General features: G+C 66.6%; 8 protein-coding genes. 3 read left to right on the top strand and 5 right to left on the bottom strand.

Going from position 1 to position 14,937, the window contains the following annotated elements; all coding sequences use genetic code 11:
- Positions 1–108 precede the first annotated feature (108 nt).
- Positions 109–1,314, bottom strand: a complete 1,206-nt coding sequence (locus QQZ11_RS07940; protein ID WP_022910592.1) for a glycosyltransferase — start codon at positions 1,312–1,314, stop codon at positions 109–111.
- 165 nt (positions 1,315–1,479) lie between these two features.
- Here QQZ11_RS07940 and QQZ11_RS07935 point away from each other — a divergent pair, with 165 nt between their 5' ends.
- The 3 genes from QQZ11_RS07935 (at position 1,480) to QQZ11_RS07925 (ending at position 9,109) form a co-directional block, all read left to right on the top strand.
- Positions 1,480–2,442, top strand: coding sequence for a glycosyltransferase family 2 protein (locus tag QQZ11_RS07935; protein ID WP_022910591.1), 963 nt, complete (start codon positions 1,480–1,482; stop codon positions 2,440–2,442).
- 55 nt (positions 2,443–2,497) lie between these two features.
- The gene (locus tag QQZ11_RS07930; RefSeq protein WP_022910590.1) at positions 2,498–3,295 is read left to right on the top strand and encodes a hypothetical protein; all 798 of its coding nucleotides are present in this window, start codon (positions 2,498–2,500) and stop codon (positions 3,293–3,295) included.
- Between the two features lie 192 nt (positions 3,296–3,487).
- Positions 3,488–9,109 (top strand): PKD domain-containing protein, encoded by a 5,622-nt coding sequence (locus tag QQZ11_RS07925; protein WP_284549728.1) that lies wholly within the window; start codon positions 3,488–3,490, stop codon positions 9,107–9,109.
- A gap of 84 nt (positions 9,110–9,193) precedes the next feature.
- On the opposite strand, the gene QQZ11_RS07920 is transcribed toward QQZ11_RS07925, so the two are convergent.
- The 4 genes from QQZ11_RS07920 to QQZ11_RS07905 all read right to left on the bottom strand — a co-directional run bounded on the left by QQZ11_RS07920 (position 9,194) and on the right by QQZ11_RS07905 (position 14,932).
- A complete protein-coding gene (locus tag QQZ11_RS07920) occupies positions 9,194–9,745 on the bottom strand; it encodes an arsenate reductase/protein-tyrosine-phosphatase family protein (RefSeq protein WP_051139816.1) in 552 nt (183 codons plus the stop codon).
- A 156-nt stretch (positions 9,746–9,901) separates the two neighbouring features.
- Positions 9,902–12,262, bottom strand: a complete 2,361-nt coding sequence (locus QQZ11_RS07915; RefSeq protein WP_284549726.1) for a right-handed parallel beta-helix repeat-containing protein — start codon at positions 12,260–12,262, stop codon at positions 9,902–9,904.
- A 114-nt stretch (positions 12,263–12,376) separates the two neighbouring features.
- Positions 12,377–13,252, bottom strand: a complete 876-nt coding sequence (locus tag QQZ11_RS07910) for a hypothetical protein (protein ID WP_284549725.1) — start codon at positions 13,250–13,252, stop codon at positions 12,377–12,379.
- Between the two features lie 390 nt (positions 13,253–13,642).
- Complete coding sequence (locus QQZ11_RS07905) at positions 13,643–14,932, bottom strand: lipopolysaccharide biosynthesis protein (protein ID WP_284549724.1); 1,290 nt, start codon at positions 14,930–14,932, stop codon at positions 13,643–13,645.
- Positions 14,933–14,937: the final 5 nt, after the last annotated feature.

Here is a 14,937-nt window from a genome sequence, read left to right as displayed (position 1 = left end):
CACCGAGGCCCAGAGCGCAGCGAGTGCACCAAGAGCTGTGGCCCACCCCCAGTCCGCGGCAGCGCCCGAAGCATTGGTTCGAGCACCGTACGGAGGCTCAGCCATGGTTCACGAGGACCCAGCCCCGGTCGCCCGTCGATACCACCCGTCCACGAGATCGGGGAGCCGGTCGTGGGACCAGCGGTTGTGCCGCGTGCCCCCGGCCTCGCCTGCCCGTTCCAGCTGTTCGGCCACATTGGCCACGATGTCGCCATCCAGGCTGGCCACGAAAGCGTTCGGCCCCGCCAGCAGGGGCGGACCACCGAGCGGAAGGCAGACGACCGGGCATCCCAGGGAACTGGCCTCCCCGGCCACCCAACCCGCCTGGTCATGCATGGAGGGAAAGAGCATGGCGTCGGCGCTGGCGAAGGCCGACAGCACCTCGGTGCGGGGCCGATGGCCGCGGAACTCCACGCGATCGGCGATCCCGAGCCGCCGCGCGCGCTCGATCAACAGCTCGCGATCGGGTCCGTCACCGTAGACGACCAGCCGCCAGGCCTGCGCCGGGGTTCTGGCAACGGCGTCGATGGCAAGACGGACGCCCTTCAGCCCGATCAGCCTGCCCGCGAAGACCGCCGTCCTGGGACCTTCTGCCCGGACGCGCCGCGGCGCATTCGCCAGGTCCACTGGCTCGAGGGCGGCATTCGGTTCGACGACGGTGTCGGCGAACCGGGCAAAACGTCGCGCGACGTCCGCGTTCTGGGCCACCACCAACGAGGCCCGCTTGGCGGCCGACTCACCCCAGACTGCCCTGGGCAGGGTGGTCACCAGGTCGCGGACGATCTCGGTGCGCAGCCCCTTCAGGCCCAGCCACTGCCTGAGCCGCCAGTAGGGAATGTCGCTGGCGCCGCCCACCGGACCCCACACCAGCGGCACGTCCTCCAGACCGGCCAGACCGCACAGCAACCAGTCGTTGGCGAAGGTGACGTGGTGCGCCACGTCGAAGTGGTGTTGGGCGTGCAACCCACGGACGGTCCTGGCCAACTGTCGCTGCCACAGGAGGTAGTACCAGTACATGTCCCAGTCGTGCCGGCGCAGTGCCATCACCCGATCCGACAGGTCGATGTAGGTGACCGTGAGGTGTCGGGCCAGTTCGGGGTCCGCGCGCCGCGCGGCCTCGACGGACTCGGCGAAGCGACGGCGCGTCACGACCCAGACGTCGCTGGTGGCCGCCGCCGCCACCGCGTGGGCCCAGCCGGCGCCAGCCTCGGGCTCCTCCAGAGGGCCGCACGCGTAGGCACCGATGACGACTCGACGCCGGCGTGGACTGGTCACGTGGTTCCTCCACTTCCCTGCCACCGGCGGTGGCTTCGGATCGACACCAGTGCGAAGGGGAAACCCACCGGTTGGTCGCCTCGACCGCAGCGGACGGGCCCGGTCAATATCCTAGGGTTGCTTCAATCGTGGCGACATTGTTCGCCCATGGAAAGGCGTGCGACTGTGAGACAGCCGAACCTGGTGGCCATTGGAATGGCGACCTACAAGCGTCAGGGCAACCTGCGAATGCTGGTCCCGGCCGTCCTGCAGCAGGCCGCCGAGGCCGCGCGCGAGTTGGATCTCGAGTGCGAGTGGGCCGTGATCGTGGTCGACAACGACGCGGGCGGCAGCGGCGAAGAGGCCGCAAACCCCACCGGTGACTCCCGTGTCCGCTACTCCATCGAGCCACGGCCGGGGGTCACGAGCGCCCGCAACGCGGTGCTGCGCGCCGCCTCGGACTGCGATGTGTTGATCTTCATCGACGACGACGAACTCCCCCAGCCCCAATGGCTCACCCATCTGCTGCGCACCTACCTCGAACGGGACGCGGATGTCGTCAGTGGACCCGTCCAGTCCGTGTTCGAGGGGCCGCTTGACCCATGGCTCGAGGCGAGCGACTCGCACCTGCGGCTGCATCGCAGCCATCTGCGGACGGGTGACGAGATCACCAGGGCCGCGACCAACAACCTGCTTCTCGACATGGCGAAGGTGCGCGAGCTGGGCGTGGGTTTCGATGAGCGCTTCGGGCTCACGGGCGGCGAGGACTCCTTCTTCACCGGCCAACTGCACAAGGCCGGCGCCCGCATGGTCTGGTGCGCCGAGGCAGTGGTCGACGACCTGGTGCCGGCCGAGCGAGCCAACCGTGACTACAACCTGCGGCGCCGCTTCAGCCTGTCCAACGCCAGCGCACGCGTCGAATTGATGCTCGCGGACCCTGGTCTGGACCGGCTCGGCACCCGTGCGGTGTGCTTGGCCCGAGGGGTCGCACAGATCGGCATGGGTACGACCATGGCCGTGTCAGGACGAATGGGGGGCTCACTGCGCAGACGGGCCCACGGTGAGCGCTTCGTCATGGGCGGGTTGGGGGCACTGGCCGCAGGTCTGGGCGTGGCCGCCTCCCCCTACCGGCGCAAGAAGGCCCGCTAGCATGTGTCGCGCCGACCGTGCTCCGCTCGGCCTTTGATCGATCTGGGGTGGGGTCATGAACGAGAACGACGTGAACGAGAACGACAGGGGCGAGGCCCAGGGTCCCGAGTTCGTGCCGCCGGCATCCAACCCCGGCTCCGAGGCGAGTCCAGCAGGCGGCGACGGACTCGTCCGCTCGCACGCTCCGCGTCGATGGGTCTGGCTCGTGCTCGCCGCTCTCGTGCTCACCCTCACAGCAGCAGCGCTGATCGTCAGGAGCCAGCAGGACCCCAGTTCCGTCGAGACGCCATCGACGAGTCCCACCGCCTCTGTCGGGGCCACTGGTCCGACCACCACTGCTTCGTCGGGCACTCCGACGACGTCGCCGGCCCCTTCGAGCAGTCGACCGGCGCCGTCGGGCCCGTCCGCCACCACACGGCTTCCCACGCCTCCGAAGGCCTCAGGTGCACTGCCGGAGATGCCTCCCGTCGACGTCACGGCCGACTCTGACCGGGCTGGCGGGGTCGTCGTGTCGCTCCCGCTGATCGAGAGCGTCGCCGGTCAGGCGCAATTGCCCGGAGAGGTGGCGGGAGCGGCGATTCGGGTGACCATCCGGGTGCAGAACGACAGCAACGCCGCTGTGGGTCTCGATGCCGTGGTGGTGAACGCCTATGCGGGAGCGTCTCGCGCCCCCTTGGAGTCGCTGACATCGCCAGGAGGTCGACCGTTCGGGGGTTCGGTGAAGCCGGGCGCCGAGGCCACGGCCGTGTACCTGTTCGCCGTCGACCCCTCCGACCGATCGGATGTCACCATCACAGTCGACCTGCAGGCCGGGACACCCGCATCGGTTTTTCGCGGGGACGTTCGGCAGTGACTTCAGGCGTCTTCCGCAGACGCCGGTAAAGGACCTCACAGATCACCCTTACGGGGGCATTGTCGTGCCCCCAGCGGTGGGATAGCATCGCGACTGGAACTGGGTTAGGTCTCGACCAGCAGTTTCAATGCAGCCTTGGGGGGCTGGGCGGGTGCGTCGCACTCGCGTCAGAGGTTAATGGGGGAAATTCTCGTGAAGTCATCATTTCGCGCGCTCAAGGCTGGTCTGGTCGGCGCTGTCGCACTGAGTCTGGGCGCCAGCATGGCGCTGCTCGGTCCCACCGCATCACCGGCCCGCGCAGCAGAGCCGAGCGCACCCGCGATCATCTACGACCAGGCACCGGTCACCGCCGACCCGCTGCCGACGGTGCAGATGGACGGCGTGGCCTGGACGCAGGTGATCTCGGGCAACACGGTCTTCGTGGGCGGCCAGTTCACCAACGCCCGTCCGGCTGGTGCGGCGGCCGGTACCAATCTCACCCCGCGCACCAACCTGCTCGCCTACAACCTGAGCACGGGCACGCTCATCACCGGCTGGGCCCCCACCTCGAACTCGCCCATTCGCGGCCTGAACGTGTCGGCCGACGGCTCGACCGTGTACGTGGCCGGCCAGTTCACCCAGATCAACGGCGTGACCCGCTATCGCGTCGCAGCCCTCAACTCCACCACCGGGGCGCTCACCTCGTGGGCACCCGAGGTCAACGGCCGAGTGAACTCGATCGTCCTGAAGGACGGCGTCGTCTTCATCGCGGGAGAGTTCAGCGCGGTGAACGGCATCAGCCGCCCCCGGGTGGCTGCCCTCAGCGCCTCGACAGGCGCAGTGCTCCCGTTCATGGCAGACCTGGCCGGTGGCTACGGGGCGCGCAGTGTCGTCGTCTCCCCAGACGGCTCCAAGGTCGTGGTCGGCGGAGACTTCACGTCGGCCAACGGATCGACCAATCCCGGCCGCGGGCTGGCCGCTCTCGACTCGTCCACCGGCGCCTCGTTGCCCTGGCTGGGAAACAGCGTCGTGCGGAATGCCGACACGAAGGCTGGTATCTACAACATGTCGTCCGATGGCGACTCGGTCTATGCGACCGGGTGGGACTACGGCGGCGGTTCGGAGGATGGTTTCGAGGGGTCCGTCCGCATGTCGTGGACGGATGGTTCGATCGTCTGGCTCGAGGACTGCCACGGCGACTCCTACGACGTCGCCTCGAACGACACGACGAAGACCGTGTACGTGGTCAGCCATTCTCACTATTGCGGCAACATCGGCGGCTTCCCACAGACCAACCCGTGGGGATTCCATCACTCGCTGGCGTTCAGCAAGGACCCGACCGGCAACCTGATCACCCCCGACATCTACGGCTACAAGAGCTACACCGGTATGCAGGCTCCCAGGCCCCTGGTGTGGTACCCCAATTGGGTGGTCGGCACGTTCACCGGGCAGTCGCAGGCCGGCTGGACCATCAAGGCTTCCGGCGACTACGTGGTTGTGGGCGGTGAGTTCCTCGGCGTCGCTGGGGCGAACCAGCAGGGTCTGGTGCGCTTCACGACCAGAGCGAAGGCTCCGAACAAGATGGGCCCCCAGACCAAGGGTGGTGCCTACAAGCTGACGACCTCGTCCTTCCGCGCCGGCGAGGCCCGCCTGACGTGGGCCGCCAACAACGACCCGGACGATCCCCAGCTCACCTACCAGGTGTTCCGTCAGGACCTCGGCCTGACCACGCCCTTGGCCACCTTCACCCAGAAGTCGACCTTCTGGATGCTGCCCGTGATGCAGTACACCGACTCGAACCTGGTCGCTGGCCAGACCTACAACTACACGATCAAGGTGACCGACCCGGCGGGCAACAGCACGAGGACCGACTGGACCCCCGTGACCGTGACCAGCACGACCCAGGCCACGCCCTATTCCGACTCGGTGCTGAACAGTCTTCCGACCGATTACTGGCCCCTCGGTGAATCCTCAGGGACCTTGGGCTACGACTGGGCTGGGGGCTACGACCAGACCGTCACCGGTGCCACCCGAAACGTCGCCGGCCAGCAGTTGAACGCCACCAGTCAGGCGACGCAGTTTGGTGGCACCAGTTCGTCGTTCGCTTCCACGAGCGGGGCGGTCAACGGGCCCCAGACGTTCACCATTGAGGCCTGGTTCAAGACCACGAGCACGAGCGGCGGAAAGATCATCGGTTTCGGTAGTTCGTCCTCTGGCCTGTCGGGCAGCTACGACCGCCACGTGTACCTGAGCAATCAGGGGCGAGTGACGTTCGGTGTCTACCCAGGAGGCGTACAGAGCATCAGCAGCTCAACCGGCTACAACGACGGTCAATGGCACCAGGTGGTCGCATCCTTGGCCGGCGACGGACAGAAGTTGTGGCTGGACGGGAGGCTCATCGGCACCAACGCGTCCGTCACCTCCGCCCAGGCCTACTCGGGTTACTGGCGGATCGGCGGCGACAACATCTCGGGTTGGCCGAACACCGGAAGCAGCAACTACCTGTCGGGAAGCATCGCCGACGTCGCCGTCTACGACCGCGCCTTGACCCGCACAGAGATCGACAACCACTGGGTCGCCAGCGGCCGCACGTCGACGATCCAGCCCGCTCCTTCCGATTCGTACGGTGCCATGGTCTACAACCTGAACCCCTCGCTGTACTGGAGGCTGAACGACCAAGGGGGGACAACTGCGGCGGACTCCGGTATCAACGGCTACACCGGCACCTACTCCAACGGTGTCACTCAGCGTCAGCCGGGCGCCCTGGTCGGCGTGAGCAACCAGTCGGCCTTGTTCAACGGCAAGAATGGGACGGTCGTGGCCAAGACCTTGGTCTCGGGCCCGACGACCTTCGCGCTCGAGACCTGGTTCAAGAGCACCAGCACGACCGGCGGCAAGATCATCGGCTTCGGCAACGCTCCCTCCGGGTCCACCAGCACCAACTACGACCGCCACATCTACATGGACGCGAACGGCTTCGTCCAGTTCGGTGTCTGGAACGGGTCGGCCGCCACGATCGGAAGCACGCGAGCCCTGAATGACGGCGTGTGGCACCACGTGGTGGGCCAGATCTCGGCCTCGGGCATGCAGTTCTACGTCGACGGGGTGCTGCAGGGAACCAACCCGAACACGGCGTCGCAGGACTACCAGGGCTACTGGCGTCTGGGCGGTGACACGAGCTGGGCTGGTGACACGTACTTCGACGGAACCATCGACGAGGCGGCCGTGTACCCCGCCCCACTGACCGACGCCCAGGTGCAGGAGCACTACTTCCTCGGGTCGTCGGGCACTCCGAACAACGCCCCCGTCGCCCAGTTCACCACGGTGACCAGTGACCTGACTGCAACCTTCGACGGCTCGACGTCGAGCGACTCGGACGGGACGATCGCCTCCTACAGCTGGAACTTCGGGGACGGCACCAGCGGCACCGGCGTCACACCCACGCACACCTACGCCGCCGCGGGCACCTATCAGGTGTCATTGACGGTGACCGATGATCGGGGTGCCACGGCAACCGCCACGGCCCCTGTCGTGGTCAGGGCACCCAACCAACTGCCGGTGGCGAACTTCACGGTCGTCGCTGACTTCCTCAACCTGTCCTTCGACGGATCGTCCAGCACCGACTCCGATGGCACCATCCAGTCGTACTCGTGGGCGTTCGGCGATGGCACGGTGGGCACCGGCGCGACCGCGCAGCACACGTATGCAGCGGCTGGCCAGTACCAGGTCAGCCTCACCGTCACCGACGATCGCGGAGGCAGTTCGGTCAAGACCACGACGGTGACCGTCGCGGCGCCGCCGAACCAGGCACCCAACGCGCGGTTCACCGCCACCACCGACGGCAAGACGATGTCGGTCGATGGCACCGCCAGCAACGACCCGGATGGGACCGTGGCCTCGTACGCGTGGGACTTCGGGGACGGCACCACCGGCACCGGCGCCAAGACCTCTCACACCTATGCGGCGGCGGGCACCTACACGGTGGCCTTGACGGTCACTGACAACCAAGGAGGAACAGGCACCACGAGCCAAGCGGTGGTGGTGAGCGCGTTCAGGGTGATCGCGTCCGACTCGTTCGGCCGTTCCGTCACGGGTGGCTGGGGTACCGCGGACGTGGGCGGGGACTGGGTGACCAGCGGAGGCGCTGCAGCCTTCACCGTCGACGGAACGGGACACATCCTGCTTCAGCCCTCGTGGTCGCGTCAGGCCAACCTGCCAGGTGTCTCCTCAACCAGCACCCGGAGCACGGTGTCCTTCTCGTCCGACCATGCCTACGACGGCGGCGTGCAGGCGGTCACGCTGATCGGCCGCCAAGCGGGCTCGTCGGTCTACTCGGCCCGCGCCAGGATCGAGTCCGGTGGCATCCGGCTGTACCTCCTGCGGGACGAGACCTCTCTCACGGGCAGCTACGTCATCCCCAACTACACCTACCAGGCGGGCGACGTGCTCAACCTGTCGGTGGAAGTGACTGGGACCAGCCCCACCACCATCAAGGGCAAGGTGTGGGTGAACGGCACCCCGGAGCCGACGGCCTTCAACCTGACCGCCTCGGACTCGACTGCATCCATGCAGGTCGCGGGTGCGGTGGGGGTCAAGGCACAGTCGGCGGCCGCCACCAACGGCAACCGGGTGATCACGGTCACCTCGTACTCGGTGGTCGACCCCAGTTCGGCAACTGTGAACCAGCCCCCCACGGCCGCGTTCACCTCCACCACCGACGCCCTCAAGGCCACCCTCGACGGGTCAACCTCAACCGACCCCGACGGCAACGCCACGATCGCGTCCTACGCCTGGGACTTCGGTGACACCACCACCGGAACCGGCATCACCACCAGCCACACCTACACCACCGCAGGCACCTACCAGGTCAAGCTGACCGTCACCGACAACGCCGGTGCCAGCAACTCGATCACCAAGGCAGTCACGGTCACCGCACCGGCGGTGAACCAGCCCCCCACGGCCGCGTTCACCTCCACCACCGACGCCCTCAAGGCCACCCTCGACGGGTCAACCTCAACCGACCCCGACGGCAACGCCACGATCGCGTCCTACGCCTGGGACTTCGGTGACACCACCACCGGAACCGGCATCACCACCAGCCACACCTACACCACCGCAGGCACCTACCAGGTCAAGCTGACCGTCACCGACAACGCCGGTGCGACCGACTCGATCACCAAGGCAGTCACGGTCACCGCACCGGCGGTCACGACCTTGGCGTCCGATGCCTTCGGTCGTACGGTGACCGGCGGCTGGGGCAGCGCGGACGTCGGAGGGCCGTGGACACTGAGCGGTGGCAGCGCCGCCTTCTCGGTGTCGAGCGGCACCGGGGTCATCACCCTTGCTCCGTCGCAGAACCGGGTGGCACTGGTCAACTCGGTCTCGACGACGGCCACGCTGAGTCAGGTCGACCTCGTCGCCGACCCGTCGACGACGGGGGGCGCCAACCCCCACGTGACGGTGATCGGACGCCAAGTGGGTTCGTCGTATTACGGCGGCCGGGTTCGCTTCGAGGCGACGGGCGCGCTCAGGCTCTACGCCCTGCGGGACGAGACGGCGCTCGGGAGCAGCTACCTGCTGCCCAACGTCACCTACCAGGCTGGCGACGTCGTGCACGTCAAGGTTGAGGTGAGCGGCACCAATCCCACCACGGTGAAGGTGAAGGCGTGGCTGAACGCCGGCACCGAACCCACCGCATGGCAGATCACATCGACCGACTCGACCAGCACCATGCAGGTGGCCGGCTCGGTGGGGGTCAAGGCGACAGTGGGTTCGACGTCGACCAATCCCAGCACCCGGTTCATCTTCGACAACTACAAGGTGACAGCGATCTGATCGATCGGTGGCGACACCTGCACAGGGCCCCGGGCAGCAGCCCGGGGCCCTTGTGTGTTCGCATGTCGGGAGGGCGGCGCCCCGTCAGCGAGCAGCCCCGAGGAGATCGGCCAGGGTCTCCAGCGCTTCACCGATCTGCCTGTGCGAGGCGCGATACACAGCCCGCCGCCTCATGTAGGGATCGGGAAGGTCCATGGGGAGATCCGGCAACAGGAGCAGGTTTCGGTGGGCAGCGGCTTGGTCACGGAGCCACAAGAGCCGATCAGGGCCCTTCGGCAAGGATCCGCACGCCAAGTTCGCAGCGAGCGTCGTGAACTCCAGCAGGGTGAATGTCCTGCCCAGGACCCTGGGCACCCGCTGGACCACAGACGATCGGTGTTGCCTCGTGGCGGTCAGGATCAGGTCGGCGCTCATCACGTCATCATCCTCGAGCCGCCGGGAGGCGAAACCAGTCACGTCGATCCCGTCCCCCGCAAGGAGGGATGCGACGGTCGAGTCGAGCCTTTGACCATCCGTGGCCGCGACGCCCGCGCTGGTGATGCTGACGGGGCCGATCCCCCGCTCGTCCAACAATCGCCTGAACGTCATCTCCGCCGTCGGCGACCTGCAGATGTTCGCCGTGCAGACGAAGAGCACCTGCGCAGGTCGCTGGTCTGAAGTCCGAGCGTCCGTCACCCGATCAGCATAGGGTCGCCAGCCCGACGCGACTCGCCTGCCGGGGGCCTCAACTCTCCTAAAACGCAGAACTGGGACGCCTTGTGGGCGCCCCAGTTCGCTACGTACTACGTGCCGTCAGGGCTTGACCACCGTGAAACTGGCGACCCGCACCTTCACGTTCGAGGACGCGGTGCCTGAAAGGTAGGCCTTGATGCCCACTGTGCCTGCCGACTGGAGAACGGCGGTGGAGTCCTGAGCGGTGAGCGTCCAGGCGGAAGGTTCCGGCTGGCCGGCGGCCCAGATCTTCGCCCTGACCGTGGTCGGCGCGGCGCCGGACACCTGCAGCTTGACGTTGAGCTGTTGGCCCGCCACGTACTTCTGAGCCAGGCCGTACGCTGCACCGAGCTGCGTCTCGTCCCTCAGCAGCAGGAGTCGGGCAGATCCGTCGGCACCGACCCGCACTCGAGCCGAGTAGACCGACCCACTCACCTGGCGTCCGATCACGGTCACACTCGCCGCGCCCGCGGTGGGCAGCGAGCCGACTGCCACCGTGGTGGTGGTGGAGGTCGAGGTGGTGGCGATCTTCGGGAGTGTTGCCACCCGATTGTCGGCCGGGTTGAGGCTGACCATTCCGTAGCCGCCGGTCACCGAGAAAGCCGACGAACCTCCGGAAAGGCTCCACGGGTTGCCGCCGTCGGACGATCCCCAGGTGCCGGACAGGGTGCGGTTGAACGCGTCCGAGTCGAGCACACCCGAGGTGGTGGTCGGCGGTGCCACGGTGGTGACGGGAGCGGTGGTCGTGTTGACGAGACCGATCTTCTTGGTACCAGCCGACACCCCGATCAGCGAGGCCACGTCGGAGGGGATGGCCATGGCGGCAGTGGTCTGCGTCGACAAGTCCACCGAGCTCTCGGGGTTGGTGACACAAGCGCTGCTCTGCAGGTTCGTCCAGCCGGAGCCCTTCTTCGCCAGGGCCGCGGTGCTCTGCAGGAACTCCGTGCCGCCTGACACCGGGGCCCCCCAGCCGACCATGTTCAGCTCGGGACTCTGCCGGTACTGGCTGAAGAGGTTCCCGGTGATCGTGGAGTCGAAGTCGGCCATCGGGATCCCGGTGTGGTCATCCTTGCCGAAGATCTGGAAGCGGGCACCACAAGCAAGGACGTTGTTGGCCACCGTGTTGTTCTTCACCAGGAGGCTGTGGGTGGCCGGCGCATTGCTGGGGCGGTTCGTCCAGCGGTCGTCCTGCGCCAGGTACACCCCGAACAGGGTGTAGCCACGGACGTGGTTGTTCATGACCTTGACCGTGTCGGTGTCTCGCAGCTCAATACCCTTGCGGCTGCCGATGACGTCGTTGTTCGCCACAATCCCGCGGGTGGCGGCCTCGAGATTGATGCCCTGCTCCCCGTTGTTGACCATCGAGTTGTTGGCGATCAGGACGTCGGAGCTGTAGTTGTCGAACCACAGACCGGCGGAGAGGTAGTTGGCACTGAACAGGTTGTTCGTGATCCTGGCCTTCGCGGCCTTGGTGATCTTCACGCCCGCTGCGACCGGGAGGGTGGGGAACCGCTCGAAGTTGTTCTGGCCGAAGATCGAGTTGGTCACCACCACGTTGTCGGCACGATCCATGCCGAGGCCCATAAGACCGTTGCGCTCCACCGTGAGGTTGCGGATGGTCTTGTTGGACCCACTCAGCGCCAGACCGATGTAGGCGTTGTCGGAAACCACCAGGCGCTCAAAGGTGCCGCCGTCGGGGTCCATCAGAATCGCGGCGCGAGAGGCGGCCGTGACCGCGTAGCGCCTGACACCGAAGCCCTTCAGGTTGACGTTGGTGGTCATGATGCCGATGGCACGGGTGAGATCGCTGGAGACGACTCGCTTGCTGGTGGGGTCGCTTCCGATGACGAGGCGCTTGTTGGCTGAATCAGCGAAGAAGGTGCCGACCTTGACCTCCGCCAACGAGCCGACCTGTGCGAGCGCCGCCCCGTCGATGAAGACCTGGGCGGGGTAAGGAGCGTACGGATAGCCGGGCCGCGTTGCTCCCCCGCTGGAGGCGAAGAACGTCGACCAGGGGGCCACCCAGACCGTTCCGGACTTCGTCCAGTTGGAGACGGCGCGCGAGCCGTCGAACCAGACGACTTCGCGGGGGTAGTTCTGAATGGTCACCTGCTTGGTGACAGTCACGGACTCGTGGTAGGTGCCCGCACGGAGCACCACGGTTCCGCCAGACGGAGCCAGGGCCAGTGCCCGGGCAACGGTCTTCACGGGGCTGGACAAGGACCCGGGGTTGGTGTCAGAGCCGGCATTGCTTGCATAGACGGCACCGGCTGGAGGTGTGTACGAAGCGCTGCCGAGCGACGTGCCTCGGGTGCCGATCACGGCACCGACGTAGGTGTCCGCCGCGACAGCGGGGGTCTTGGGAAGGGCGACCAGGGCGGCGGTGGTGCCGAGGATGAGCACCAGGGCGCGCGAAGTCAGCCTGGAAAGTGGACGAGCCATGGGGGGGGTTCCTTGGGGGGAGGAGGTGTTCGGGGGACCCGTCCCATGGTGGGAGGGACCCCCTTGCGGGGCACCTTAGCATTCGCTCTCAGACTCGCCGAAACCGCTCAGGCTCTATTCAGGAACGCCGGCCGCGTCGTCCCTTGCCCTGGTGGGGAGCTGGACCAGCAGACCAACAGCCACCGTGAGCGCGAGCGCCGCCGTGGTGTAGAACGGGCTGAAGAACGCATCCCAGACCACCTGGATGGCCAGGAAGGTGGTCAGCGCCCGGCCGCGACCCTCCGCCAGTCGGGCCGCGCTGTTGCGAAGGACCAGCACGAGCATGGCAAGCAGGAACGCGAGTCCCATGGGTCCGCACCGAAGCCACAGATCGCCCATCACGGAGTGGACCTCAAAGGCGCCACCGAACATGTAGCGCTCGACGTAGCCATTGTTGGCGTCGTAGTTGAGCCGCTCCATCCCCGACTTCGCGGTGTAGATGTCGGCGAAATTGGGTACGACTCCCAGCCCGTAGCCACCGGGCGAGGCCCTGAGCAGGGCCAAAGTGGCACCGATCTCGGGGCGCCCACCCAGGAGCAGCGACCCTGATGAGCGGATCTGGGCCTCACTGCGCAGCTGGGCACCCTCGCCGAGGAAGCCTTGCAGGATGAACGACTGCATCACGAAGTAGGTCATCAACCCCAGGAGCACGATGCTGACGCCCACTCGCAGGGCGGTCGACCGGAGCTGGAGCGCAGCCCTGGCCCGCTGCCAGGACAGGATGAGGAAGGCGGTGGCGAGGATCGAGGCGGCAGAGCGCGAGTCGTTCAAGGCAGACACGAGTGCGAGCAGGACTAGCGCGACCAATTCCCCCGTTCGTGCCTTGACCAGCCAGGCAGCGGCCAGCAGGCAGATCGTGACCGGCAGCGACAGGCTGAACTTCCAGGGGTTGTCGGCGCTCAACCGTGGCAGCACCGACAGCAGCATTCCGGACCCGAACAGGAGCCCCATCCACCCCGACCCCACGACAGATCTGACCCACACGAGAGCACCGGAACCCAGGAGCAACTCGAGGATCAGGACGATCTGAGCCTCAGTGAGTGGGACCGAGATGTGATGTGTCGACGCGTTGACCGAATTGAGCAGTAGGCCATTCAGGATGGCGCCCAGACCTGTCAGGGCCACGACCCCGGATTGGTGCCGGGCAAGGTGCGGCAGCCACACCGGCAGTAGGGCGACGGAGAGTACGAGCGTCAAGGTCAGTGGCCCCGGGAGGGGCAGATGAGCTCCGATTCCCAGTGCCGTGACGGCAGCAACCAGCGAGTCGAGGTGGACCCTGCGAGCCCCGCCCGCGTTGACGCCAGATGCCCGGACGGAGCGATGCGCAATGACTGCCATGGCTCAGGCCGCCTGCCACAGTCGGGCACGGTGGCGGTGGATGTAGAGGGTGAAGGGCACGAGCTGGAAGACCAGGACGCACAGGCAGTTGCTCAGGATGGGCCCGACCACCCCCAGACGTGGTGTCACCACAATGGCCAACAGGAGAGACATTACGGCCATCGCAGCGGTGGGGAGCGCCTGGAAACGAATACCGGGCTTGTCCATGATGAACATGCCCAACGGGTAGAGGCAGGCCTGGATCACGATCATCACACTGAAGGCCATGACGGTGTTGAGATGGACGGGCACCTGACCATTGGTGGTGAAGGCGAACAAGGGGCCACGGAGGAGCCCCACCACGACCATGACGGCCAGACTGGCAGCGCCCAGAAGGGCACTGAGCAGGAATGGGCCACTGGTCAATTGCCCGGCTGCCCGGCGGCGGGCATAGCTGGGCCACAGGGCTATCCCGGCGGCGCTGATCATTCCCAAAAAGGCTAGGTAGACCTGCGCGGAGGCGGTGTATTCGGCCAGCTCACCCGTCGTCCCGGATCGGGCCAACACATACCGCTGTGCGGTGATGGACAGTGGCGCCGACAGCAGTTGCGCCATCATCGGCCAACCCACGTCCATGACCCGCACACCGGGATGGTGAGCGGGCTTGAAGACTTGGCGGCAGGCCCTTCCGACCGCTCGTCCCAGGTGCCGGACCGAAGCCGCCATGCCGACAGTGGCAATCACGAAGGCGCCGACATACGACGCCAAGGAGAGGAAAGGGAATGCTCCCGATCCCGAACCGATCAGCACCCACACCAGCAGGAAGTTGATGGGCGCCATCAGCCCCTGGATCAGAATGGTCAGGTGGTTCTTGCGGAGGCCAAGAAGAATGCGCTGCCAGATGCCCAGCGGGACAGCGACGGCCCACACCGACAGACACGTGAACACGACCAACGACGCTCGTGGAAGGAGCCCGGGCTCGCCGAGCAGCCACATCCAACCGCCCGACACCAACAGGACGACATTCAACGCCGTCAGCACGACGGCGAACTTCAGCATGATCCGCCACACCGATGTCAGTGTGTCGGCGACGTGACTGTCATCGTCGGGGGCATCAGCAGTGGCGATGGTGTTGACCAGCGCAGCCCCAGTGCCCAAGTCCTGGAATTGCACCAAGGACGGGAGAACCGTCACCAACGCATACAGCGCGAAGTACTCGACCCCAGCATGACCGAGGATGAGCCGCGCGGTCAGGATGCCGAAGATGGCTGAGGTGAGGGTGGTGAGCCCGCGCGCCGAGAGAGCCTTGAACACCGCCG

This window comes from Aestuariimicrobium sp. T2.26MG-19.2B, from assembly GCF_950101875.1.
Lineage (GTDB): Bacteria > Actinomycetota > Actinomycetes > Propionibacteriales > Propionibacteriaceae > Aestuariimicrobium > Aestuariimicrobium kwangyangense.
Note: the sequence above shows the minus strand (reverse complement) of the source record. Positions and strands in the feature narration are given on the sequence as shown.

What these genes read in the sequence shown, in the direction of transcription:
- QQZ11_RS07930 (WP_022910590.1), top strand. Translation starts at nt 2,498, where the DNA reads ATGAACGAGAACGACGTGAACGAGAACGACAGGGGCGAGGCCCAGGGT.
- QQZ11_RS07915 (WP_284549726.1), bottom strand. Translation starts at nt 12,262, where the DNA reads ATGGCTCGTCCACTTTCCAGGCTGACTTCGCGCGCCCTGGTGCTCATC.
- QQZ11_RS07910 (WP_284549725.1), bottom strand. Translation starts at nt 13,252, where the DNA reads ATGGGGCTCCTGTTCGGGTCCGGAATGCTGCTGTCGGTGCTGCCACGG.